The sequence below is a fragment of the Paenibacillus sp. UNC217MF genome (assembly GCF_000686865.1).
In the GTDB taxonomy this organism is placed as follows: domain Bacteria; phylum Bacillota; class Bacilli; order Paenibacillales; family Paenibacillaceae; genus Paenibacillus_B; species Paenibacillus_B suaedae.
This window is the reverse complement of the sequence record NZ_JMLT01000010.1, coordinates 29,965-54,014: the sequence shown is the minus strand read 5'-3', so window position 1 is coordinate 54,014 and position 24,050 is coordinate 29,965. Positions and strand designations below refer to the sequence as shown.

Below are 24,050 nucleotides of genomic sequence, written 5' to 3'. Positions count from 1 at the left end.
CCCCTTTCTCAGTCATAATAGAAGACCCGTTTGGAAATAAAGTAGACACACGCTCCGAGCATAATAGATACGATAAGGAAATATGCCCAAGACATCGCTGAGCTTAAGCCAAAGTTATTCTCCCTAAACGCCATCCGATGAATATAACCTGTAACTCCATTATTCGTGAACGAATCTACGACCGTATAGACCGTATTTGTCAAAATAAGCGGCGACATCATCGGGAATGTAATCTTCCAAAATGCTTCATAGCCCGTTGCTCCTTCAATCTTGGAAGCCTCATACAAGGAAGGCGATATGGACTGCAGCCCAGCTAAAAATATCAATATCTGCACACCCGACGCCGCTACAATGTAATAGATGCGATCAACAGCGCTAGTCAGATAAAATACGATATCGCCGCTCATCCCCATCTCTATCAGCAAAGAACGCAGTCCCATACTGCGAAGTCCTGAGAAATTGCCCTCTACGCTTGATGCAACATCCCCTAGCATCTGGGCAAGATAGTTCGAGCTGTCTATGCCCTGAATAACACCGGAAGCAAGCACTACCGGCAGGAAGAAGATTGCACGGGCAAGCATTCTCCCGCGGAACTTCTGAGAGAGCAGCACTGCTGAAAATAAGCTGAAAAAGATAATTAGCGGCACATTCGCAAGCATGTTCATTGTCGCTTCAATTAAGAGCCGATTGAAGTTGGGATCAACGGTGAATGCTTTTGTATAATTCTCAAATCCAACAGATGACAGCTTGTAGCCCGTCTCTGTCAGACTCAAATGGCTTATGCTGAAGAGCAGCGATCGTACGAGCGGAACAGCCATGAGAAGCAAAAATCCGATCAACCATGGTGAGATAAAAAGCCAGCCAAACATCGCCTTCTTTCGTTCAAGCGAGGGTCTTCTTCGTTTTCCAATCGACAGCTTCACTTGCTCCCCTCCTCTATGCGATAGTTGGCCGCTTCCACCGCCGCTGCGCCTACCTGAACAGGCGCATTGCCGTAGTTGACGATGACGCGCACACCGTTGCTGTAAGTCGTCTGCACCACATCATCCGCCAGACGCTCATGCTTGATCATAAATGCATCCCCAACCTTATGGTGCAGCTCATTCAGCTGCCGGTACGCAGAAGCTGCTTCGTCGAGCCATTGCGAATACTCTGCGGCGAAGAAGTCATCCCACATCGTATCGCGGAGCTGTTCTGTACTCGCCGCAAGCCAGCTGAAGAATATGTTAGAACCTGTCTCTACCGCTTGCAGCATCCGCCTGTTCACATCCTGATTCTCCACCCCGTTAAATGCTTCACCTGCATAAGGAATCAAGCCATGCATAACCATCGAATAGAAAGGAATCATCTCGTCCGTTATCTGAAATCTGTTGCTCTGCATCGGTGCGCGGATAATCTGGCTCGCATAAGGAAGCACATACGCATTGCCGCCTTGCAGCATGACCTTGCCCCGATCCGCCGCTTGCTTCAGCGCCTTGCTGACGAAGGCAATTGACTTCTGACGCAATATGGGTTCATTCAGATTGAAGTTGGAGTAGATCTCGCTTCCTGAATCCTGAATAGAGACACCATCATCCGCTAGCAGCTCTGCATACTCCAAGTAACGGCTCATGACGGTTGGGTACAACGCTGGCGACAATAATGAATGGGAGAATGCTTCGTAATTTTTCTTGAAATTAGCTGCATTGAATCGGAAAAACTTCAACGAGATTCGGCCAAGCGATTGTACGCTGTCCTTGGTTGCGTTCCACCCATCATCATTGTATACACGTCCAAGCGAGAACTCCGGATACAAGGTTCCCCCTCGGGCCTGCAGCTGTTCACGAAGCCGGTTCAGTCCATCTCTTCCACCCAGCTCACGAACCGCCTTCACGTTGTTCGGCAGCTTATGCTGAATCCCTCCGTTCATCCATCCGGCATAGTTCATCTGAATATTGGAGACTCCTCTAGCTGCAAGCTCCTCCACCATCTGACCGGCTTCATCGAATGTGGTGAGCGGCACTGGCGAATCATAAGAAACGCCCAAGAAGGTCTTTACTTTAGAAATCGAACCGATCGCCTCTACGTAAAATGGCGCATCCGCTGGCTTAACAGCCTTATCAGCCTGTTCGCGCAGCGGCTTCAGCTGGTATTTGCGCATCAAATAATCCCGGTATGCATTCGCCATCCCCGAATATCCTGCCTCTTCGCGATTCTGGAACATGTAGCGAATTTGCAGCTGTCCTGCGTATGGCTCTGCAGGCGTCTTAATAAGCTCCTCCCTGGCATTCAGCATAACTTTGTCCTTCGGCAATACGGTGAACTGGGGGCCAATCCAGTTATATTCATGCTGCCTTCCACTGACATCTGCATAAAGGGTCGACATCGCGTCTCCGTCCTCGATGACCGCTAGAAAAGAGCTCGTGTCCCGCTTCATGCCGTATATAGGCATACGAACCGTCTCATACGTATTCAACTGCTCTGTCTTGAAGAAGCTTGGATCCTCGCCGTATACAGGAAGGACTAATCCTTGGGCGTAGTTCTTGCCATTATTGAAATGAATAAGCGAGCCCGAACCATCCGGCACGAACAAATAGCCGTTCTCCTTCTTACCTGCCGCACCGAAGGAGGATAGAACATCGAGGGTATGCAGCCGGTATGGGGGCTGCGCCTTGATTGCCGAGGCATCCACACTTACCAGCAGGTGCTCCCCATCAAGCTTGTAGCGAAGCGGCACCGTAAAGGATGCACTGCCTCCGCCCTCTCCTTCAATAACACCGTTCTGCTCATTGTCGGACTTCAGATCCTCTTCGGTATATCCAGCCTTCTCTATTAGATCGAGCACTTTCTTGAGCGCTGACTTCGGAATCTCTCTACGTTCATAGATCCCCGTATCCTCATTTAGACGGAAGCGAGTCAACATCTGATTCCGATCCTTCTGGTCGAGCTTATTCAATATTTTCTCTTCCAGCCGCTGCTTGCTAATCTTGAGTGGAATCGCTTCTGCGCCGCGTTCCGGATTACCAAATTCATACACGACGGTCATGCCGTCTGACTCCGATTGGATGGTGAAGGTCTTATGGACAACACTGTCATTGAAGCTGTCATAATCCTTCGTCTGTCCATTCGGCATTAAGTAGGTAAGCGACAATTGGGCGCCAAGCTTGCCCTTGATTAACGGGCTGGCCATACCGTCCTGGTCTCGATCCTGTGGATTCGTCCACCACACCGCAGCACTTCGAAGATCTACGACGGCAGCTTCTGCCGTGCTTTTGTTTACGTATAATTCCAGGACATCTGTTGCTGCCACTCGATCCATGCCTGCTACCTGTTGACGGGCTGCTGATAACTGGGTATTCGATGCGAGCGCAACCGTTCCCTTGACCGCTCCTAGCGATGTGGATACACCGAAGTCCGGCATCGCTGCATCTCCTGTGCGCGGCAGGCTTCTTGGTTGGAACAGAACGAACAGGAGCAGCAGCACAGCCATAATCGCCCCAGCTATGCTTATGGTTCTCCAATTCCACTTCCGTCGCCGTGTGGGTGCGACAGTTCCGGAATCACGAGACTTGCGTAATGAGATTTTCATGTCGTCACCCCTCTCCGATCCGGAATGAGATTTCTTGATATACGGTGGATACGAACATCACCATTTGCTGCCCCAAGCTGAATGCTAACAGACCGAGGAACAGGATGATCCCGATAACGACGAAGGTCAGGCCCATCGTAGCAACTGTCTTTGATGCCGTATACTGATGAACCGTCAGCATACCGACGAACAAGAGCAGGGCGCACCATATATAGCTGATCGATTCCAGCAAGTAGTAGAACGAGGTTTCCTCTTGCGTCATGATGTTGGATAGAATCAATAGTGGAATTTGCATGACAATTAACGGCATAAGCGCGTAACCCGTTGCAGTTACAATCTCCTTGAACTTGCCCTCTCCATCCATTAACGTAGTCAATGACCAATTCGCAATACACCAGAGGAAGAATGGAATAACGGCAACCTGGACTTCCATCCATATACTGAACTGTGTCTCCAAGCTCTGAAAAATAATAAACCCGGTAAATTGCCGCTTAATAACTGATAAAATGATGAAGATGAGAAGCAAGAGCAGGGAAAAGCCCCAATGACCTGCCTGTTCATATTTCAGTTCCCAGAAGGACTTGAATGGCCTGAACATCAGTTTCCAAGCAAATCGAATCTTACCTGGTTCAGAAGCAAGTCTGCCCTTCAACATCCGATTCCCGATTATCAGGCCAACAACGAGCACAATGCACAAGGTTGCGATGAGTCCGAATTGATCCCAGATCAACTGCTTGCGATAACTCTTGAATGCACGCGAGTAATAGTCTGGGCGCATCCCCTGGCGAAATTCATGGATGGCCTCCTCAGATTCGCCAGCCCGCAGCTTCGCCTTGCCAAGGCCAACATGCGCCATATCCAAGTTATTATTCAGCTTCAATGCTTCTTCCCACGCGGCCTCGGCTTCTTCCTCATTGCCAACCTCCGTCAATTCAACCGCCTTGCGCAGTACGCGTCCATATCGAGTTGGCTCGAACACAATAATCTGATTCGATCCTTTATCAAGAATAAGCACCTTATCCCCTGACATCTCCAAGTCAATTGGAGCCTTGAACTGGCCAAACTTATCGCCATTCTGCCCGAAGATGTACAGCAGCTTGCCTTCCTTGTCATACGTAAAAATGCGGCCGCGCTTATTATCGAGCACGCTATACATGCCGAACTTATCAGCAGTAACCGCAATTAAGGTGGAGAATCCGCCCATTGTGGCGCTGTTGCTGAAGTACAGATCCCCCATCGGCTTTTCGTAGCCCTTGCGCTTCAATACATCCACCCCAGAAGGGTTCAGGCGGCGAACGGGCTCGGTAGACATCTCATCGGCAGTGGTTACGTACATGAAGCCTTCATCATCCAGTGATATATTATTGAACTCGACTGGGATGAACAGTGCCATCTGCTTGCGCTGCTCCTTCGTCGCAAACTGCTTCCAGAATAGCTCAATCGGGTTATACAGAACAGGGTTCACGCCAATAAATCCATTGAATTCCCCTTCAGGCGACAACTCCATAATGCCGTCGAAAACGCCCTTGCTCACGACATAAAATCGTTTCGTTCGGTCAACGACCAGCTTAATCGGAACATACTGCAGATCCGCCCGTATCATGTCCGACTTCGGCGTTCCAAGTGCACGTACGAAATTCCCCTCCGGTGTCAGCTCCACGATTCTCGCCTTGCCGGTATCCGCCACATAGATGCGATTGTCTTCCGTCACGAAGAGGCCTTGCGGGCGTTCGAACGTATCCGTTATCCCTTGATTCGTGAACTTGCTTACAACCCACTTGGGCCTCAGCCTATCGTTCAATGCGATCAATCGGTTATTGCCCGTATCAAGAACATACATCGTCCCATCAGGGCCAATAGTCATATCCTCCGGCGAATTCAATGCGCCAACGCCAAGCGCTTCACCCGTCCAGCTCCGCGAAGGTTCATATGGGAGCGGCGCCTTGATCGGCTTGCCGTCATACCCATAGTTGTAGCCTTCATAGGGAGCCGCAGATGCTGTTGCATCGAACAAAGAAGTTCCCAGCATGGCGTAGATGACGAAGGCAAGCACGATTCGATATCCCGCCTCCACAAGGCGGAACGGCGGTGTTCGGTTGGGTTGATGTAACATACGTTCCCTCCTTGGCTTACTCTTTCATGCCGGACGTCGACATCGTCTGCAGCACATTGCTCTGTGTAATGATGAAGATCGAGATTGGAACAGAGATGAGAATGAGCGTTGCTGCCATTGATGGCCCTGTACGGATAATGCCTCCCGCTAAGATTTGGCTGAATGCATAATCCAATGTCTTGAGCGTCTCACTGTACAGGAACAGTGAACCGGCCCCGCCGGCTCCCCCTACATTCCACAATCCTTGGAAGGAGAAAATAATCAAAGTCAGCCATGCCGGCTTCACGATTGGCATGACAATGCTCCAGAAGATTCTCCACTCTGAGCATCCGTCCAGCTGAGCTGCTTCCAGCAGCGCATCCGGCACCTGCTCCATGAACTGCTTCATTAAATACAAGCCGAGCGAGGAGCCAACCGCCGGCAAAATAATGGCCCAATACGTATCAACCAAACCAAGCCATGACATCGTCATGTAGTTCGTAATTTGCGTTACGGTCGCAGAGAACATCAAGGACAAGACGACAACCGTGAACAGAATCCCCTTTCCGGGGAACTTCTTCTTCGCAAGCGGGTATGCCGCCAGTGAGGCAATAATGACATGAAGCGCAGTACCGACAAATGCGATGAACAGCGTATTGAAAATGTATCTGGAAAAGGGCACCCATGTGCCCGACATGAGATGAAATAAATCCGCGAAGTTATTGAACGTAGGGTTGCGAACAAAGAAGTTAGGTGGAAATTGTAAAATTTCATTGATTGGCTTGAACGCATTATTGATGACGAACACAAGCGGCATCGCCATAAAAACACCGATGCAGCTCAAGAATAAGAACAGAAACACATCACCGGTACGAGAACGATTCACCTTGCGTCCGATACGCAGTCTCCATCGAAATATACGTCCCATCTTAATCCCCCACCTTCCGCAGCAGCTTCTGCACAATCAAGTTCGAGCCAAGCATAATCCCGAACAGCACCGTGGCAATGGAGGAGGCATAGCCCATCTCATAGCGCAGCGATCCGAAGTCCATTAAGTGAGTTACAATCGTATGCCCTGCATACTGCACGCTTGGGAATCCGGCAAGCGTCGTCGCCACTTCTGCCACAGCGAATGATGAGGTAATCTGGATGACTGCACCGAACAGCAGCTGGGGTCTCATGGAAGGCAGTGTAATGTACCATAGCTCCTGCCATCGATTCTTTACCCCATCGATAGCTCCCGCTTCATATAAGCTCTTATCCATACCCTGCAAGCCTGCAATGAATGCTAGGAAGCTGGTGCCTAAGCTTAACCATAGCTGTACGATAATAATGATCGGCATAATATACTTCGTATCTTTCAGCCAGAGAATCGGCTCCAGAATGATGCGCCACTTCATGAGGAAAGCGTTGATATACCCGTAAGCATCGCCGCTGAACAACAGTGTCCAGACGATGAACGCATTGCCGGATAGCGCTGGAGCATAGAACACGAGGGTCGCGAATGTACGCACCTTCGGCGATAATTCATTGATAATCCAAGCCAGGACAAAACAGGCAATATAACTGACTGGGCCAGTGATTACTGCGAACATCAGCGTATTTTTCAGGGCAATGAGGAACACATCATCCTGTACGAACAACCGAGCATAGTTTTGCCAGCCCACCCATTTCGGTAGTTCCAGCATGTTGAAATTTGTAAAGCTAATAATGAGCGACAACACTACCGGCAAGACCGTAAAAGTAAAGAAAATGAGGAAATACGGCGCGATCATTGCATATAATGTTCGATTGCGCCGCACCTCTGCCAATTTATGATTCAGGCGCATTCGCAGCTTAGAGGCAGGCTGCACCGACTTCGCAGATGCTGGAACAGGTCGATTCACTTCCATCGGCTATTGCTCCCCCTCTCGGATTGGCAAATTGAATTCTTTGCGCTTAATGGTCAATTCCTGATTAATAATGCGTACATATTCTTCTAGCGTTTCCCGTACATCCGTTCCGTTATTGAATACCTCGAAGAATGCATTCTGCAAGTGGCGATCGAAGGAGTAAGAACCCGGAACCGCAGGCTTCCCAACAATCCATTTCCACTGCTCATTCAGTGTCGCCACTTCCTTCGCAGACCATGGCAGCCGCTTCAACGCCTCAACATTAGCTGCCGTATATCGGCCAGATTCGCCGAGTATAGACTCCATCTCTCTTCCGAAGGATGATTGCGTATCCGCATTCGTCCACCAGCTTATGAACTTCCAAGCCGCTTCTTTATTCTTGGCCTTCTTGAACATGACAGAGCCCGTTGCTGACGACAGACTTTCCCGATGTACAACACCGTCTGTTCCCTTAACACCCGGAATTGGAGCGAACCCCCATTCCCCGCGAATCTCGGGAGCAAATACAGCTAAGGTATTGAATGTCGTGTAGTCTGCAATACCAAGCGGTATTTCCCCCGTTCGAAAGCGATTCACAAACTCGAATTCGCGCGGCAGCTTGTAATGGGTATACAGCTCTGTCCAGTGACGGAATGCCTCCATTCCTTCCGGCTTGCCAATCGCAGTTGCAATGCCATCACCTTCGTAATAGCTGCCGCCCAATTGATAGAGGAGTGTATCGAAGGTCGGATTCGGCATTAGTCCGATCTGCATATTTCGCTTCTGCAACTCCGGCACGAGCGACATCATTTCTTCCCACGTATCCGGCACCTTCATGCCTAGCTCGCTAAGTACATCCTTGCGATAGAACAGCATCGGGAACAACTGCGCTTCCGGAATGGCAAATACACCGTCCTTGAACTTGAAGCTCGCAAATGCACTGTCATGGAATCGTCCATATACCTCTTGGAAATTCGGATATTGGCTCAAATCCTCTAGCGCATTTCGCATCGCAAAGTCAATCACGTTGGCAGTTGCAATCGCCACGTCCGGCCCTTTGCCTGCAAGTGTTGCAGGAAGCAGCACATTCTCCCCGACAAGCTGCAGGTCAACTTGAATGCCGGTCTCCGGCGTGAAATAACTGTCAATTAAGGTCCGGATCAACTGTGCCTGATCGCGTCCGCCAGCTACCCATACCGTAATGTCCGTCTTCTTCCCGCCGCCTCCCAGATTGTAATCATCGGTGAAGGAATACCAGAACGACGATAATTCATGCTTTACGGATGCCCACAATCCCGCTCCCGCTTCAGGCAATGCCGTCTTCGGCGAGCTTACAAACAGATAATCAAGCGTTAGCGGCTGCGTGTTCACACTAAGCATCCACGTTCCTAGCGACATGATGCCATCTTTGAAGCTGGTCAGCCGGGATGTAATCGTATCTGGATGCTCGCCGAGATCCTGCAAGCGATAGCTTGTCGTTCGAAGCACAGTTGCATTTACACTGGCTCCCCCTGCTAGACGATCCATCTCATCTGCAACAAGCGATAATTGCTTGCTCTGCGCATGGAACGTATCCGCCATCGTCGGGATCAAATCCTCAAGCGGGTAATCGCGGAATTGATCTGGAGCAGTGCCCGTAATCATAATAATTTTGCGATACAATCCGTTCAGCTCTTGAATGCTATCCTTCACGATGCGAACCATATCTGCGAGATCGCCCATCGTTACTTCCAGCCGCAGCTCATGCTTACCCTTCGTCAGATAGAACAAATAGGGCTTCCCCGTACGCTCATCGCCTGCTGCCTTCACATCCCATGAAGTGCTCGGAGGAAACGTAATCTTAGCCGCTTCGGCAAATGGAAGCTCGCCATCAACCATCAGCTTGCGTGTCACCTTAAGGCCACGAGCTAAATCCTGCTTGTATTTGAATCCAATCTCATATAATCCATCCGCAGCCACCTCTACGTTCCATGCGATCCATTGCCCAGGTGCCTTCCAATGGTCGCCTCCAATGGCATTCATGCGAATGCGGGATGCATCGTAGGGCTCTACATCCGGCCCAGAGCGATCGTTAATCGGATATAGCGATGGGCTTGACTTATGATAGGCCGACTCTCCTTGTACTTTAATCAGTGCATCGTCTGCCTGTTGATAGCCTTTCTCTGCATACTCCTTCTCTATGTCTGCATATGACTTGGCTACACGCGGTTCCAATGTCACGCGCCCTACCATCATCGGTTCTCTTATTCCGATAAATTGAAGCGTATGCTTCCCCTTCGCCAAATAAATGGCAAGTGTGTCGGCATAGTATCCCTCTGCGTCATTCAAGCTTCGTTCCGTCCAACCAGGCTGTTCGACCTGACGCGGTCTTATATCGTTATCGTTGCTGTCACGTTCGATGTCCTCTCTCTCATTGCCCCAAATTCGCGGATACAGCATCCGTTCCGCTTCTGCAAATGGAATATTTCCGTCCACCCGCAGTTCTCTCTCGATTGGAGATCCTGTTCCACTCACAGGAAAATAACGAAGCTTTACATCGTACCATCCATCTTCCTCCACATGAAACGTCCAGCCGAACGTCCCCATCTCCCCACTGCGAATCACTTGTCCTGTTGAGCCCTCGTACGACGACTCTATAGGACTTCCCTCGCTTAGCGAATGATCCAATTCGCTCGCTAAGAGTTCAATCGGCTGCGATGCGATTGCAGATGGATTCCCCACTTTCTTCTGGTACGACTCATAACGAAGCAGCCCTTTCGGATTGGAGTCCGAAGAAGCACTTAGCGGCTTAACTGCACCGCTTGCTAACGCTGGTTCAATTGTTGAGCTCTGCGAGTCATTCGAGAACAGGGCTGCTCCTGTCCAAATGGCCCCTGCGGCAACTGCGACTCCCAGCATCATGCTGATTCGCCGCTTCCATGTTGAATCCATGTGCTTGCCCACGACGGTCTCTCCTTTCTCTCTCCAATCTTCTAACGCTTCCAACATAAAACCCCCGCTGTGAGGCAGCGGGGGATGAATAACCGCACAACTATTTTTTGTTCATTATAGTATCAATCTGCTCTTGGGACGATTTCTTTATCTTCTCAATAGCGGATTCCGGTGTATCCTTTCCTTTGACAAAAGCTAGAACCGCTTCGGTGTATTTCTTGCCAAGGTCGCCGATATTGTCGTAATAGAGTGGTTGAACCTTCTCTGCCAGCGCCTGAGCAATCTCCACATCCTCTGGGCTTTGCAGCGAACTCTCGAAGCCCTCCATCCGGAATTCTTCTAATTGATCCCATGGCACCATGTCTTCAAAGATTTGCGCCTTCTCTTTGGCCTTCTTCACGTTAGCCGGCATGAACCACATCGTGAAGTTTGTAATCGGGTTCGCATAATCGGTTGCCTTCGGCCCTTTCGGATAATATACAAATCCATATTCATCCGTCATATCTTGCCGTGTAGAGCCTTCCCAGATCTCTCCCGGCACGAATAGCGCTTTCCCGCTGTTGAACACCTTCTGCGATTCGTTGTAATCTTCGAAGTTGCCATTGCGGTTCGGCATTGCCACCTTGTGTGTTGTGTATAAATCGCCTAGGAATCGGAGCGCTTCCATTGCATTCGGCTCACCGAGTGTAAATTGCAGCTTGCCGTCCTTGTAATCAATAATGCTTCCCGCATTCGAGTACACCGCTTGACGAGCTTGCACCGGCGCGTAGGATACAATTCCCCATTGATCGGTTGCACCGTCTCCATTCGTATCCTTCGTTGCTTTCTTGGCCATTTCCAAATATTTATCCCATGTCCACTCGCCCTTCTTCGCAAGCTCTTGCGGATCTTCCAGACCTTCGCGCTTCAGCATGGAGCGATTGAAGAATATGCCTGCTCCTGCTCCCGAATCTTCTAAGATCCCGTAGGATTTTCCTGCAAACGAGGAGAACTCCTTAATTCGCTTCGGCCATTTCGGATCGTTATAGTCGAATAAATCGTCTACCGGCAGCAAATAGCCTTTGTTCGGCAAGTTAGGAAATGCCAAATATAAATCGAGGATAACAAAGTCCGCCGGCGCTTCTCCCGATAGTGCGCCTTGTGCAATCTTCTCTGCTCCTTCGCCCCACGGCACGGTAATCCATTCAATTTTCGTATTGTATTTCTTCTCTATTTCTTTCATCCGCTTATAGCGAATATCTTCAGCATTTGATTTGCCTTCCTCTAGCCCTTTGCCCCATGTCAGGAATCGTACTGGCTCTCCACCCATATCAAACGCGGGCAGCTCCTTTTTCTCTGACTTGGGTTCTTCCTTTGGTTCCTCTTTTTTTGGTTCTTCCTTCGGAACCTCTGTTTTGGGCTGTTCCTGCGGCGATTGAGCTGTATTACCCCCAGAGCCCGAGCATGCGGTGACGAATAGCATCGTTAGTGCAACAAGCATAATTGCGAACGCTTTCATTTTAGGTTTCATTGGTATCCCCCCCTGCTTATTATGAAGCCTATTCATCTGCTAGATAGCGATAGACAATAACCGCTAGCCTCGATTCATCCCCAACAGCTTCTCTCTATTTAGAATGATCATCCATAATGTCTATAAATTTTGGATGTATCCCCCTTAAGGTTATTCACATTATATGCTTTTATCTCTGGAAGCATTTTGACTATAGTTCACAGTAGTCGGCTTTTTTTCCGAAATCTCATGAAAAAATAATCGACGATCACCGCTCGATCATTAAAGTCATAAACTAAGAAAAACAAACGGAACAGAGGGAATGCCTATGATCCGACTTCGCCGCCCTGCACTGGACGATGAAGCAATTATACAGCTTGTGAAGCGGGAGCTGCTCCCACACTCCCATCTGATTGCGAGCCATGAGCAATTATTGAAGGAAATTCCTGAACGGTTGAAGGTAGGGCCAACGTATGTCGCCGTTGATCGTCATAATCGAACGATAGGATTTGTTCATGTATATGTAAGAGAAGATACACTCATTATCGATATGCTGGCCGTTGCTCAAGATTCGCAGCATCGAGGCATCGGAAGGCAACTAATGAGAAAGGCTGAGCAATACGGGAAATACAAGCGCTGTGCCCAAGCACGCATGATGGTCGATTACGGTAATGTGCAGGCAGAACGATTCTATGAACGCAGAGGGTATCGGTTCATTCGCTTTGTTCCCGCCGTGGTGTGCCATGAGATGGGAAAGAAATTGTAAGAGCGAGTAGCCCGGGCATTTGCCCGGGCTCACTGTCGACTCTTCTCTGCTTAGCAGGTAACTACGCTCTTCTATTTGCAGATCTTCCTTATGTCCGCATGTTATCTATAGTATCCATATCCTCCATAAAATCCGCCATATGACCCTGGTCCTCCGTACCCGGAATATCCGTAGCCGCCACTATACGGATATCCGCCTCCATAGCCACCATAGCCGCCAAATGCAAAAGGCGCCGTGCCGATTGCCAGCAAGTCAAATAAGACAAGCGGGATAATCGCTTTCGTCTTTACTTTTTTCCCTTTGCCTTGTTCCAGCACAAGCCGGTTGCCCTTCACCTCAAGCAGCTTGCCGCTTACGACGCTACCGTCTTTATGCTTCACATAGATTTTCTGGCCGATTAAGCTTCTAGCCTGTTCTTTCGTCACACCACGCATAATACTCCCTCCTTCACCGGTGTACCCTACATGGTATGTCCGTTACGAACATACGGATTGGATGTTGGCCTTGAATCTATGAATCTGTGTCACTTCACTTCGTATTTACCACGGAATCAATAATATTTTGCGCGGGCTTTTTCATTTTCTCCACTGCCGATTCAGGCGTATCTTTGCCTTTGGTAAATGACACGATGGCTTCATTGTACATTTTCCCTACATCACCAATGCCATCATGATAGAGTGTAATATTTTTCGTAGGGATATCCATAGCAACATCCACATCCTCAGGTGTCTGGAACACCGACTCGTTACTTTCTCTTTGGTTGTCCTTCAATTTATCCCACAAAATCCAATCTTCATAAATTTGCGCTTTCTCCTTCGCCTTCTTCACATTCGCCGGCATGAACCACATCGCCATGCCCGGGTTTGGACTTGTGTAATCAGTTCCTTTCGGACCTTTCGGGAAATATACATAGCCAAATTCATCGGCCATTTCTTTGCGGCCCCATGCCTCCCAAATTTCTCCGGTCACGAATAGCGCCTTGCCTGTATTGAACATCGCCTGGGTATCCTCATAGTCTGCCATGCTGCCGTTTTTATTGGGCATAATAACCTTGTCTGTTGCAAATAAATCATAAACGAAACGCAGCGCTTCCATCGCATTTGGCTCACCCATTGTAAAAGTAAGCTTGTCGTCCTTCGTCTCCACAATGCTCCCGTTATTCGAATAGATGGCCTGACGGGCGAAAATTGGCGCATATGATACGATTCCCCATTGATCGATTTTTCCGTCGCCATTTAAATCCTGTGTCGCCTTTTGGGTCATTTCCTTAAAATGATCCCAGTTCCATTCATCCTTCTTCACGAGTTCATGCGGATCGGTCAGACCAAGCTTTTTCAGCATCGTTCGGTTATAATACATCCCTGCACCGGAATCAATGTTCTCGACAACTCCATATACTTTATCCTTATAAGCGCCAGAGCTGCGCAGCGAGGACGGCCACTTCGGATCATCGAAGTTGAATACATCATCGACTGTACGCAAGTACCCTTTTTCCGCTAAGCTTGGGAAGGCCAAGTACATGTTCATCAGCACGAAGTCTGCCGGAGCCTCACCCGACAGTGCGCCAGCAGCAATTTTGCTCTGCCCCTCGCCCCATGGAACAACGATCCACTCAATCTTTGTGTTGTATTTCTTCTCCATCTCCTTCATTCGCTTCAGGCGCTCATCGCCCGCATTGGATTCGCCTTCCTTCGGCAAGCCACCCCAAGCCATAAATTTGACGGGTTCACCGCCCATATCAAATGCAGGGAGCTCTTTCTTCTCTGGCTCTTGAACGGCTGGTGTCTCTTTCTTCTCCTCAGTCCCTTGGCTCTGCGCCTCCTGCTTCTCCGGCTGCTTCGCTCCTTCTGTTGTTCCTCCCGCTCCGCCGCACGCAGATAAGAGCAGCATCGATAGCGTGACCAGCATAATTGACAGCGTTTTCAATTTTCTCATAACCTCAAGCCCTCCTCTTATTCTTTCCCTTCCTGTCTGCCCACTTCAAGGAAAAAATCATCGATGACATGACTTGATACTACATTCGTACCTATTGTTTTGAATTGTGATCTCTGCTGCTTCCTAGGGTTACATTATATTCAATCTGTGAAATTAACATTTTAAATATATTGCAATAAATTCGGCTTTTTGTTCTAAAACTACAAATATCCATGCAATCAAACAAAAATCCATACCAATTCTGGTATGGATGTAGTGGAATGAATCATACTCACTCTATTCTTCTTCGTTAAAGAATACTTTGTAATAGTGCATGCCACGCTCTTCATCATAACCCTTTTCAATGAAAGGAAAGCTCTCTGGCTTGAGCTTCATATCGATCCCCGTGTCTGTACGGATATTGTTCTTATGAGAGCGCTTGGCCTTCTTCAATGCAGGCTGCGAAATTGGAATTTCCGTAATCGGAGGCAGCTCATTGGCCTCCTCAAATGTTTCCTTATATGCCTTGAACAACGGTACAAGCTCAGGTTGCCCGATAACCTCTTCCGCGAATGCTTCCTCTTCGAATTGCTCATGCTTCGCAAAGTACTCCATTGTACTATTAATGAACATCAGCTTGTCCTTCTTCTCAGGGCGCTCTTCCGCAGCCGGAACGATGACATCTTCATAGAATTGCGTGCACATATCGATTGCCTTGTCCGTTAAATAATGCTCATCCTCAAGCAGCTTCACATTGAGGAAGTCCTCCATCCAATACTGTGCTGCCTCTCCGCCTTTGCCCGCTGACGTGTCAACGATGCCCAATACGTAACCAGAGTCCGCATACACGTTCAAAATAATGCAGCCCTTGTCGAGTTTGCGAATATTAATGCCCTGCTCCACCTGGAGTCCCAAGTCATCGGATGCTAGCTCATCAATTCGCATATATACATCCTTATTTTCGGACTTAAAGATCCCGATCGCATCAATACTGAAATTGTTGTACAAAATATTGTTTAGGTGCACAACGTACAGCTCGCCAGCCTTAATTTGCGGATGCGAGGATTGCTCATACAAATGATTCAGCATATGAACCGACTGTTCATGGAACGAGCCCGCCTGCTGGAATGTGCGGCTCGCATAGGTATACATTTCATTTAAAGGTAACTCAGCTTCATGATGGAACGTATAATGCATGTCAAACTTAAAGCTGGAGATAAAATATTTAAGCAGCGTCTCGCGTACGTCGTCATTCGGTATATGGTACAGTTCGTTCGATACACGAACTCCTTCATCTTTGGATTGGTTGCCCACCTTATGAATCACCATCTGGTGAATGTCTACCTTGGATAGATCGATCATGTAATTCCCACTCCTCTTCTCGAAGTCACATTCCTCTATTGTAACGAAAAAGGATAGGATTCGGAAACTACAAAATGATAGAAACTTCTCCTAGATGTATAAAAAGAGGTGCCCGCTGGCGAAGTTAGTAAGGAGAGGAGGTGAATAACGATGGCTAAGGACGTACTATGTGAAGTAAACTCTTGCAAGTACTGGGCAGCAGGCAACAAATGCGCTGCAACTTCTATTTATGTGGTGAACAATCGTGGCAAGCAAGCTGGCGATTCCGGTGACACGGACTGCAAAACATTCGAACCAAAGCTGTAAGGAGAATGGGGCGGCCGACACGCCGCCCTTGCTTACGCACGAATCACTCACAGTGATAATTATTCTCAACTATGGATGCGTTTATACACATCTATACACAATCCCCCTATTCCCTACGTTGTTCATCAATCATGAATACATCGTCATACATAAGGCGCTTTCAATGAATAGTTTGTTTCTTTTTCCCGCGTAATTGTTATTCTGCTGTAAAGTCTTCGATCTCACAAAGGTCTATACTAATAGAGCAGTCATCACAGAAGATCGTACACACGAAGGGATTGAAACATCAATGAACACAAAAAAGACAGTTGTTACACTTGCACTCTCCTGCACAATGATCGCAAACATGGGCACAGCAGCTTACGCGGCCCCCGTTGCAAGCAAAGCAGTCACTCCTACTCAAACAACAGCGACTCCATTGAACAATACATATACAACAAACAAAGTTGGTCTTGGTCTTACCTTGAAACAATTGCAGCAAAGCAAAGGCAAAGGGAAAATCGAATATTCAGGCAAAAAAGCTACGATGATCGAGTACAAAGAAAAATGGTTCAACTTGAAACAGCCGATTACTGCTCAGTACATGCTGGACGATAACCAAAAAGTGTTCCAAGTTACGCTCGTATTTGACAATGAGATGGCAAAACAATTGACTCCGCAAATTTCCAAAGAGCTGGGCAAAGCATCTGAGCCAGTTTTGGATAAATCGGCACCTTCCGATTATGCGGCAAATTGGAAAACGAACGGCGTACTCTTTGATCTGCAAGGCTTTGGCAAATTGTCCGAAATGTACATATCCGCAATTCCAACACTAAAGGCAGCGAAGCAACCGATTAAAGCCACAAATAAATTTGTGCATGTCAATATGAGTGTACCTGTTCTATCGGGCTTGAAAGACAGCAAATACGAGGAGCAGCTAAATGATATTTTGATGCGTCATGCGATGAAGGAAAAAGCTGAAGTCTATGAAGCTTCCAAAAAAGCCGCTGAAACTGCGAAAAAACAAAAGGCTTCCTTCGAACCGGCTGTGTTGAATTCTGATTTCCGCTTCGTAAAGAGCGGCAATGTCATGTCCCTGATTGCCGACACGTACAAAATCACGAGCGCAGAGGCTAACGGCACCAGCCGTACGGACACATATACCTTCCTGAATGAAGAGAATGCGCACGCCCTGCAGCTTGGCGATCTGTTCAACAAGGATACCGATTATAAAGCCATGCTTGGCAATGTCGTTCGCAATCAAATTGCTCTGAAGAAAAACAAAGACGATTTTAATTTCGATCAAATTAAAGAAACACAAAACTTCTATGTATCGAACGGGTACCTCGTGCTGACATTTGACCGTTATGAAATTGCTCCTGGAGCAGATGGATCGCAAAGCTTCAAAATCCAGCTTGCTGCGATTCAATCGAAGCTTTCTGACTCTTTCAAGCAAGCACTGAAGGCTTAATGAGGGCTTAAGAAGGCATAACGCCGCATCAGCCAATCGAGCACACGAACAAGCAGCAATAAGCATACTCTAACCGCAAATTTTGTTGGACTGGCATTCCTTGTGTCAGTCCTTTTCTTTGTATACAGTATACGAATCTGATTGCTTACAGGCTATTGTCTATTCTCCGACCTCGAATGTCATTTTTTTCTTCCGCATGAATGAGACTGAACCCTTTATAATATACCTATGACTTCTTAGAAAGGGCGTAATGAAGGCTATGTCAGAACAACAATCAACAACTTCTTCACTTCCTGCACCCAAACACTGCAAGGAATCCCGCGTCTTCAAGACCGGTCGTGTATTCCCTAACGATGTCAACAACCATCAGACGCTGTTCGGCGGTAAACTGATGAGTCTGATTGACGAGACAGCATCCATCTCCGCGATGCGTCACTGCCGTCATAATGTCGTGACTGCATCCACGGATTCCGTAGATTTTCTACGGCCGATTCGTCCCACAGATTCCGTCTGCCTAGAGTCCTTCGTCACTTGGACAGGCAAGACTAGCATTGAAGTATTCGTCAAGGTCATTGCAGAGCAGCTATATACCGGCGAGCGTGTTGTTGCCGCTACCTCCTTCCTGACCTTCGTAGCACGTCATGAGGACGGCTCAGCTGCGTTTGTGCCCCCTGTTATCCCTGATACAGAGGAAGAGAAGCTGCTTCATGAATCGGCCACAGAGCGAGCAGAGCTTCGCAAAGTAAGACGTATAGCGAGTAAACAGTTAGCGGATAAGCTAACAACGAGCAAGTACTGGGAGTAAACAACACAACACTTTACTCCTTTCAATAACGAGAAAAGGAAGCATACGATCTGCAAATGATGCTTTCTTATCCCTATATGAAAAAAAGCAGCGTTTCGAATTAGTTTCGAAATCGCTGCTTTTCTTATATCAACGCACTCTTACGCGTTAACTTTTTCTTTTGCAACTGTAGCCAAGGAGTTGAACGCGTTGATATCGTTCACTGCCAAGTCAGCCAACATTTTGCGGTTCACTTCAACACCAGCCAATTTCAGGCCGTGCATGAATTTGCTGTAGGACAAGCCGTTCATGCGAGCCGCTGCGTTGATACGAGCGATCCACAATTTGCGGAAGTCACGCTTCTTAACGCGACGATCGCGGTAAGCGTACAGCAAGGATTTCATCACTTGCTCGTTAGCTGTTTTGAACAATCTGTGTTTGGAACCGAAGTACCCTTTTGCCAATTTTAATACTTTTTTATGACGACGACGTGTCGTAAATCCGCCTTTTACTCGAGCCATTTCGTATTAACCTCCCAATCGATTCGATGTTTCCGTATAATTGCTTATTTCAAGTTAGCCAATTGTTGCTTCATACGACGAACGTCGCCTGCTGCCATTACTGGGCTAGTAGCAAGAACGCGCTTCGTGCGGTTCGATTTGTGGGAAAGCAAGTGATTGCGGTACGCTTTGTAGCGGCGCACTTTACCTGTTCCCGTAATTTTGAAGCGGCCTTTCAAGCTGCTGTGCGTTTTCATTTTAGGCATTATCGTTTCCTCCTCAAGTTCGGTATTCTTATCCGCCGCCTTCTTCTGCGCGGCGGGCCGAATTAGCTGTTCGTCTTCGGCGCCAAAATCATAATCATGCTGCGGCCTTCCAGCTTCGGTGTACGTTCAACGATGCAAAGCTCATTTGCTTCTTTCAGAACGCGCTCCAACACTTTCTTCCCGATATCAGCATGCGTGATTTCACGTCCGCGGAAACGAACAGAGCATTTTACTTTATCTCCGTCACGCAAAAACTTCAAGACATTGCGGAGCTTCGTATTGAAGTCGTGCTCCTCGATATTGGCGCGGAACCATACTTCTTTTACATCGACGATCTTCTGGTTCTTGCGCGCTTCCTTCTCTTTCTTCTGTTGCTCATAACGGAACTTTCCGTAGTCCATAATACGACATACAGGCGGTTTTGCCTGCGGAGCCACGTTTACCAAGTCCAAGTTAGCGTCGTAAGCCATTTGCAGTGCTTCGCGGAACGGCGTAATGCCAATCTGCTCCCCAGCTGCACCAACTAAGCGAACCTCTCTTGCACGAATGTCCTCGTTAATCAAATGATCCTTGCTAATGGTGTGCCACCTCCATAATCGAATTTCCTGCATCTAACTGGTTATCGCATAAAAAAGGGATGCAAGCTCATCGAGCCCACATCCCTCACATAGACATTCTAATCTAGTGAGCACTGCCTAGGCAGTGCGAGTCATAACCAGCCAACAACATGTCGGTCAGGTGAGAAGCGTGGGCTTCTTCTTTCCAATTGCAATATGCGTTTCAAATACTTGAATAATATATCACAGTGAACTGGAGCAAGTCAAGCCACTGTTATTATTTTTTTTACGCCTTACACTTGTTTGCCTTGCATCTCTTCCAAGCGCACAACTCGTGTATGCTCAGTATGGCTCCATACCTTGTTGTTCTGAGTGAAGAACGCGTAGAACGTAATCGGCCACCAGGACAGCAAGAATACTGGGAATGTAATCAGAGATGCATAGATGCGCCAAGACTTGACGCCTTCCAAAATCAATGCAAGTACGAATACAGCACAGGACAGCACAAGTGACACAACCGGAACCCACTCAGGCAGGTACTGGAAGAACGTTGCCACATTCGGCCCATTGAAGAATGCTGCATCTACCCACATGAACGCAGTCATGAGGAAGGTAACCAACACGGTATACACCGTAATTGTGTACAGCGCCATATCGAACTTCGCCAAGTTACGCTCCTTGATGCTCTGCCACAGCAGCGGGAAGAAATAACGACGCGCTACGGTAAAGTGACCTTGCATCCAGCGCAAACGCTGACGAGCCGATGCCTTGAATGTAAGCGGCTTTTCATCAAACACGCGTGCATTGTAGTTCAGCACTGGGTTGATGCCGTTTTTAACACAGCGGGCAGTGAACTCCAAGTCCTCAACCAAGCTCGTTGCACCCCAGCCCATTTCCTTCAGCAGCTTGCTCTCGAAGCACATTCCTGTACCGCCGAGGAAGTTAGCCATGTTCAAGTTCTTACGGGACAACTGCCACAGACGGTTGCAGTACCAGTATGTTACGCCATATGCGGCTGTAATCCAAGAATCCTCTGGATTCTTCGTATCGATGTATCCTTGAATAACGCGTGCCCCCGAGCACAGATCGTTGTTCATTTCAGTCAAAAAGTCTTTGCTTACCAAGTTGTCAGCGTCAAGCATAACAACTGCATCGTATTGACGCGGCATTTCCCACAGATTCTTCAACATCCATTCGATGGCATGACCCTTGCCTCGTTGATGCGGATTATGCCGTTCGCAAGCATATACGCCATGCTCTCTTACGATATCGGCTGTACCGTCCGTGCAATTGTCACAGATGACAAACACGTCGTACATTTCTCTCGGATAATCCAGCGCCTTCAGATTTTCAACCAATGCTCCAATAACGGCTTCTTCATTGTGCGCTGCTACGAGCACAGCGAAGGATTTTTGCGGTTCGTATACTTTTTTCTCTTTTTTGCGGTAAATACCGAACAGCGACAAGGTAAACTGGTACACCCCAATCGCGGCCAGCAGAACCTGCAAGACGATAAATAACGTATCCACCATGCTTGGTGTCCCCCTTTTAAATAACCCCTACTTCAATTTCATTGTTGCGTCAACGAACACGGCGCTCTCTTTTTATGTATGAACGCATGCTCATCAACTCTATATATGGTTTACCCCGCTGAAAACGGTCGATCACGATTTTCTAATGTTTGCTTTCATTTGTCAAAACCTTTTATTGGCTTTCAACGCTTGAATATGAACATTATCGCCGAAGTTACTGTGCGAAGTCGCATCGAATCATGCTTTCCCGCAAGGTTATGTTATATTTTCATCCAAATGCTAAGAAATTATGGCTTTTGACCCCCTTTTCGTCAAAATTTGCTGTTCTTTCAAAGTTGAGCCAGGATCCGAAAGACAATGAGAATGGAACAATTTACATTTTCTGTGCTGGGATATGCCCTCTCTTTATTATGGACGTATTACAACGGAAGAAAGTTTCAGGTAATGTTTATTACCCGTTTGGAATATATGGAAAACATGTCTCTGGCATTATCTTCATACAGCATTGCCAAAGATGCTGATGAATAGAACCCTTACCATTCATAACCTCTGTCATAGCGGATTCACCACATAATCCTACCGTACATGCTACACCTTTCATTACAGGGCACTACAGTAAGATAATCGAAGAAATAGGCATTCTACGTGCGTAATTCGCGATTTTGCAGGCAGTATCACTTCAAGGTAAAATAGGAATAACTTGTTGAAATGCTCGGCATTTGAAAATATGATTAAAGATGCTCTTTGAACTTGTAGCGACTTCAGATAAAATTCACAAACCCATCATCTTCTGTTAATGTTACGCTGTTACGATCATATTATTAAATACCGGATAACGGAGGAACCGACATGACCCGTGTTATCGCGTGGCTGGGTAATCGTGAGCGTCAATTATTCTTTTGGATTAATCACCGGCTGCATCACCGGAGCATGAATATTATATTGTATACATTGACCCATCTGGGTGGGGCAACCTTTACGATTGCCTTTACCTTGCTGCTTGCCTGGCTGGCGCCTAATCCATGGAATATCGTTGGCTGGCAATGTGTTGCTGCACTTGCCGTTAGCCATCTGCCTGTCGCCTTAATTAAGAAGTGGTATCCGCGTGTGCGTCCACACTTAGCATTGCCTAATATACGCACATTCCGCAAGCCGCTTGTTGACCATTCATTTCCTTCTGGACATACGACAGCCATATTCTCAGTCGTTGTCCCGCTCATAATAGCTAACCCGACTCTGTCATGGGGACTTCTGCCGATTGCATGTATCGTCGCACTGTCCCGTATGTACTTAGGACTTCACTATCCATCCGACTGTCTTGCTGGCGCATTCATCGGTACAGGCGCTGCCGTAAGCACCGTTGCTTTATGGCCTATTGTGTAATCACGGACATCGGGTATAGTAGGGTATAGAAATTATGATATATCTAGAAGATCGAATAGAAGGGTGAAATACCGTGCATCAAGCAATGACATTTACACTTCCCTCCGGCATCACTCTTGGTGCCGAGCACGAAGGAAAGAAGCGTATACTGCTGCTGTCAGAGCGTTTCGGAGCTGGTCACACCCAAGCTGCCCATGCACTTGCTGTCAGCCTTCGCAAGCTGTCTCCGCATGTGCAAACTCGTGTGATGGAGCTTGGGAGCTTCCTTAACCCAAAGACAGCTCCGCTCATTATAGAAGCATATCGCAAGACTGTGCTTGTACAGCCGAAGCTGGTAGGCTTTATGTATAAGACACAGTACAATAGATCGCTAAATCGACTGACTACAATGGCGCTGCACCGGGTATTCTACACTCATGCTATGTCCGTTATGCGTCAGCTTAAGCCTGATATGATCGTATGCACTCATCCGATCCCAAGCGCTGTCATTTCCCGATTGCGCAGGCTTGGACTTAATGTCCCGCTCTGTACGGTCATTACCGATTATGATGCGCATGCAGCCTGGGTGAGTCCGGCTGTGAATCGCTATTTCGTCTCAACGCCAGAGGTGAAGGAGAAGCTAGAACTGCATGGCGTAAGCAGCGATTCCATACAAGTGACAGGGATTCCTGTCCATCCGAATTTCTGGGAGCCGCATGATGGAATGGGCAAATCATCCATCCGCGCCCGCTTCGGGCTGAAAGACATGCCGACTGTGCTCGTCATGGGCGGCGGCTGGGGAATGATGGATTCGACACAATCCACAGAGCTGCTCACCCGCTGGCGCAAAGATGTACAGTTTATTTTTTGTATCGGGAATAATGAGAAACTTCGCCGTCGTATGCTGGAGAATCCTCGCTTCCAGTATGAGAATATTCATCTGATGGGTTATACCAAGGAAGTTGACCAATTGATGGATGTGTCCGACCTGCTCGTTACCAAGCCAGGCGGGATGACTTGTACCGAGGCGCTGGCCAAGGGAATTCCGATGCTCTTCTATCAGCCGCTTCCCGGCCAAGAGGAAGAGAATGCCCACTACTTCACGGAGAAGGGATATGGCGAGTCGATCGAGTCTGCACATACGATTACGAAGTGGATGAATCTTCTTGTACATCATTATGATGAGGTCTCCGCACGCCGCTTAGAGCATGAGCAGAAGGCATCTCGTTATCATCCTAAGGTATGTGCGGAAGCAATCCTACAAATGATGAATGTGCCATTTACTTCAATCGAATAACAG

The 24,050-nt window shown here is 47.9% G+C and carries 21 protein-coding genes; 7 read left to right on the top strand and 14 right to left on the bottom strand.

Features of this window, described 5'->3' with window-relative positions:
* Positions 1 to 8 precede the first annotated feature (8 nt).
* The 7 genes from BP95_RS0107500 to BP95_RS0107470 form a co-directional block, all read right to left on the bottom strand.
* A complete protein-coding gene (locus tag BP95_RS0107500; protein WP_028531809.1) occupies positions 9 to 923 on the bottom strand; it encodes a carbohydrate ABC transporter permease in 915 nt (304 codons plus the stop codon).
* Positions 920 to 3,568 (bottom strand): DUF5696 domain-containing protein, encoded by a 2,649-nt coding sequence (locus BP95_RS0107495; RefSeq protein ID WP_036666834.1) that lies wholly within the window; start codon positions 3,566 to 3,568, stop codon positions 920 to 922. The genes BP95_RS0107500 and BP95_RS0107495 overlap by 4 nt, the downstream gene beginning before the upstream one ends.
* Positions 3,569 to 3,572: 4 nt before the next feature.
* A complete protein-coding gene (locus tag BP95_RS29860) occupies positions 3,573 to 5,681 on the bottom strand; it encodes a YIP1 family protein (protein ID WP_051614022.1) in 2,109 nt (702 codons plus the stop codon).
* A gap of 16 nt (positions 5,682 to 5,697) precedes the next feature.
* The gene (locus BP95_RS0107485; protein WP_021254471.1) at positions 5,698 to 6,588 is read right to left on the bottom strand and encodes a carbohydrate ABC transporter permease; all 891 of its coding nucleotides are present in this window, start codon (positions 6,586 to 6,588) and stop codon (positions 5,698 to 5,700) included.
* Position 6,589: 1 nt separating this feature from the next.
* Positions 6,590 to 7,489 (bottom strand): carbohydrate ABC transporter permease, encoded by a 900-nt coding sequence (locus tag BP95_RS0107480; RefSeq protein WP_227774342.1) that lies wholly within the window; start codon positions 7,487 to 7,489, stop codon positions 6,590 to 6,592.
* Between the two features lie 66 nt (positions 7,490 to 7,555).
* Positions 7,556 to 10,519, bottom strand: coding sequence for an extracellular solute-binding protein (locus BP95_RS0107475; protein ID WP_051614021.1), 2,964 nt, complete (start codon positions 10,517 to 10,519; stop codon positions 7,556 to 7,558).
* 43 nt (positions 10,520 to 10,562) lie between these two features.
* Positions 10,563 to 11,972 carry an ABC transporter substrate-binding protein gene (locus BP95_RS0107470; protein WP_028531806.1) on the bottom strand — a complete coding sequence of 470 codons (1,410 nt, stop codon included), beginning with the start codon at positions 11,970 to 11,972 and terminating at the stop codon, positions 10,563 to 10,565.
* A gap of 307 nt (positions 11,973 to 12,279) precedes the next feature.
* On the opposite strand from BP95_RS0107470, the gene BP95_RS0107465 reads away from it, so the two are divergent.
* Positions 12,280 to 12,717, top strand: coding sequence for a GNAT family N-acetyltransferase (locus BP95_RS0107465; protein WP_028531805.1), 438 nt, complete (start codon positions 12,280 to 12,282; stop codon positions 12,715 to 12,717).
* 101 nt (positions 12,718 to 12,818) lie between these two features.
* Here BP95_RS0107465 and BP95_RS0107460 read toward each other — a convergent pair whose 3' ends face one another.
* From BP95_RS0107460 to BP95_RS0107450, 3 genes are all read right to left on the bottom strand, one after another.
* Positions 12,819 to 13,151, bottom strand: a complete 333-nt coding sequence (locus tag BP95_RS0107460) for a hypothetical protein (RefSeq protein ID WP_021254466.1) — start codon at positions 13,149 to 13,151, stop codon at positions 12,819 to 12,821.
* A gap of 94 nt (positions 13,152 to 13,245) precedes the next feature.
* Positions 13,246 to 14,652: an extracellular solute-binding protein gene (locus BP95_RS0107455; RefSeq protein WP_028531803.1), complete on the bottom strand. Its 1,407-nt coding sequence runs from the start codon at positions 14,650 to 14,652 to the stop codon at positions 13,246 to 13,248.
* Between the two features lie 276 nt (positions 14,653 to 14,928).
* Positions 14,929 to 15,993, bottom strand: coding sequence for a nucleoid-associated protein (locus tag BP95_RS0107450; protein ID WP_021254464.1), 1,065 nt, complete (start codon positions 15,991 to 15,993; stop codon positions 14,929 to 14,931).
* A gap of 150 nt (positions 15,994 to 16,143) precedes the next feature.
* Here BP95_RS0107450 and BP95_RS32270 point away from each other — a divergent pair, with 150 nt between their 5' ends.
* The 3 genes from BP95_RS32270 (at position 16,144) to BP95_RS0107435 (ending at position 18,554) form a co-directional block, all read left to right on the top strand.
* Positions 16,144 to 16,299, top strand: a complete 156-nt coding sequence (locus BP95_RS32270; RefSeq protein WP_005548696.1) for a DUF1540 domain-containing protein — start codon at positions 16,144 to 16,146, stop codon at positions 16,297 to 16,299.
* Between the two features lie 289 nt (positions 16,300 to 16,588).
* Positions 16,589 to 17,749, top strand: coding sequence for a DUF3298 and DUF4163 domain-containing protein (locus tag BP95_RS31820; RefSeq protein ID WP_051614020.1), 1,161 nt, complete (start codon positions 16,589 to 16,591; stop codon positions 17,747 to 17,749).
* 250 nt (positions 17,750 to 17,999) lie between these two features.
* Positions 18,000 to 18,554 carry an acyl-CoA thioesterase gene (locus BP95_RS0107435; protein ID WP_021254462.1) on the top strand — a complete coding sequence of 185 codons (555 nt, stop codon included), beginning with the start codon at positions 18,000 to 18,002 and terminating at the stop codon, positions 18,552 to 18,554.
* 140 nt (positions 18,555 to 18,694) lie between these two features.
* On the opposite strand, the gene rplT is transcribed toward BP95_RS0107435, so the two are convergent.
* The 4 genes from rplT to BP95_RS0107415 form a co-directional block, all read right to left on the bottom strand.
* The gene (rplT, locus tag BP95_RS0107430) at positions 18,695 to 19,054 is read right to left on the bottom strand and encodes a 50S ribosomal protein L20 (protein ID WP_021254461.1); all 360 of its coding nucleotides are present in this window, start codon (positions 19,052 to 19,054) and stop codon (positions 18,695 to 18,697) included.
* 44 nt (positions 19,055 to 19,098) lie between these two features.
* Positions 19,099 to 19,299 (bottom strand): 50S ribosomal protein L35, encoded by a 201-nt coding sequence (gene rpmI / locus BP95_RS0107425; RefSeq protein WP_005548700.1) that lies wholly within the window; start codon positions 19,297 to 19,299, stop codon positions 19,099 to 19,101.
* Positions 19,300 to 19,361: 62 nt separating this feature from the next.
* Positions 19,362 to 19,862 (bottom strand): translation initiation factor IF-3, encoded by a 501-nt coding sequence (infC, locus tag BP95_RS0107420; RefSeq protein WP_021254460.1) that lies wholly within the window; start codon positions 19,860 to 19,862, stop codon positions 19,362 to 19,364.
* A 287-nt stretch (positions 19,863 to 20,149) separates the two neighbouring features.
* A complete protein-coding gene (locus BP95_RS0107415; RefSeq protein WP_021254459.1) occupies positions 20,150 to 21,388 on the bottom strand; it encodes a glycosyltransferase family 2 protein in 1,239 nt (412 codons plus the stop codon).
* A gap of 357 nt (positions 21,389 to 21,745) precedes the next feature.
* Here BP95_RS0107415 and BP95_RS32955 point away from each other — a divergent pair, with 357 nt between their 5' ends.
* The 3 genes from BP95_RS32955 to BP95_RS0107400 all read left to right on the top strand — a co-directional run bounded on the left by BP95_RS32955 (position 21,746) and on the right by BP95_RS0107400 (position 24,047).
* On the top strand, positions 21,746 to 21,916 hold the full coding sequence (locus BP95_RS32955; protein ID WP_155987209.1) for a hypothetical protein: 171 nt from the start codon (positions 21,746 to 21,748) through the stop codon (positions 21,914 to 21,916).
* 321 nt (positions 21,917 to 22,237) lie between these two features.
* A complete protein-coding gene (locus BP95_RS0107405; RefSeq protein WP_021254458.1) occupies positions 22,238 to 22,771 on the top strand; it encodes a phosphatase PAP2 family protein in 534 nt (177 codons plus the stop codon).
* Positions 22,772 to 22,856: 85 nt separating this feature from the next.
* On the top strand, positions 22,857 to 24,047 hold the full coding sequence (locus BP95_RS0107400) for a UDP-N-acetylglucosamine--LPS N-acetylglucosamine transferase (protein WP_044353883.1): 1,191 nt from the start codon (positions 22,857 to 22,859) through the stop codon (positions 24,045 to 24,047).
* Positions 24,048 to 24,050: the final 3 nt, after the last annotated feature.

Excerpts from the sequence above, each read along its gene's own strand:
- BP95_RS0107435 (WP_021254462.1), top strand. The coding sequence starts at position 18,000 with ATGAAGGCTATGTCAGAACAACAATCAACAACTTCTTCACTTCCTGCA.
- BP95_RS0107480 (WP_227774342.1), bottom strand. The coding sequence starts at position 7,489 with ATGCGCCTGAATCATAAATTGGCAGAGGTGCGGCGCAATCGAACATTA.
- rpmI (WP_005548700.1), bottom strand. The coding sequence starts at position 19,299 with ATGCCTAAAATGAAAACGCACAGCAGCTTGAAAGGCCGCTTCAAAATT.
- BP95_RS32270 (WP_005548696.1), top strand. The coding sequence starts at position 16,144 with ATGGCTAAGGACGTACTATGTGAAGTAAACTCTTGCAAGTACTGGGCA.
- BP95_RS0107400 (WP_044353883.1), top strand. The coding sequence starts at position 22,857 with ATGACATTTACACTTCCCTCCGGCATCACTCTTGGTGCCGAGCACGAA.
- BP95_RS32955 (WP_155987209.1), top strand. The coding sequence starts at position 21,746 with ATGAGAATGGAACAATTTACATTTTCTGTGCTGGGATATGCCCTCTCT.
- BP95_RS29860 (WP_051614022.1), bottom strand. The coding sequence starts at position 5,681 with ATGTTACATCAACCCAACCGAACACCGCCGTTCCGCCTTGTGGAGGCG.
- BP95_RS0107465 (WP_028531805.1), top strand. The coding sequence starts at position 12,280 with ATGATCCGACTTCGCCGCCCTGCACTGGACGATGAAGCAATTATACAG.
- BP95_RS0107450 (WP_021254464.1), bottom strand. The coding sequence starts at position 15,993 with ATGATCGATCTATCCAAGGTAGACATTCACCAGATGGTGATTCATAAG.
- rplT (WP_021254461.1), bottom strand. The coding sequence starts at position 19,054 with ATGGCTCGAGTAAAAGGCGGATTTACGACACGTCGTCGTCATAAAAAA.
- BP95_RS0107455 (WP_028531803.1), bottom strand. The coding sequence starts at position 14,652 with ATGAGAAAATTGAAAACGCTGTCAATTATGCTGGTCACGCTATCGATG.
- BP95_RS0107485 (WP_021254471.1), bottom strand. The coding sequence starts at position 6,588 with ATGGGACGTATATTTCGATGGAGACTGCGTATCGGACGCAAGGTGAAT.
- BP95_RS0107405 (WP_021254458.1), top strand. The coding sequence starts at position 22,238 with ATGACCCGTGTTATCGCGTGGCTGGGTAATCGTGAGCGTCAATTATTC.
- BP95_RS0107475 (WP_051614021.1), bottom strand. The coding sequence starts at position 10,519 with ATGTTGGAAGCGTTAGAAGATTGGAGAGAGAAAGGAGAGACCGTCGTG.
- BP95_RS0107495 (WP_036666834.1), bottom strand. The coding sequence starts at position 3,568 with ATGAAAATCTCATTACGCAAGTCTCGTGATTCCGGAACTGTCGCACCC.
- BP95_RS31820 (WP_051614020.1), top strand. The coding sequence starts at position 16,589 with ATGAACACAAAAAAGACAGTTGTTACACTTGCACTCTCCTGCACAATG.
- BP95_RS0107415 (WP_021254459.1), bottom strand. The coding sequence starts at position 21,388 with ATGGTGGATACGTTATTTATCGTCTTGCAGGTTCTGCTGGCCGCGATT.
- BP95_RS0107470 (WP_028531806.1), bottom strand. The coding sequence starts at position 11,972 with ATGAAACCTAAAATGAAAGCGTTCGCAATTATGCTTGTTGCACTAACG.
- BP95_RS0107460 (WP_021254466.1), bottom strand. The coding sequence starts at position 13,151 with ATGCGTGGTGTGACGAAAGAACAGGCTAGAAGCTTAATCGGCCAGAAA.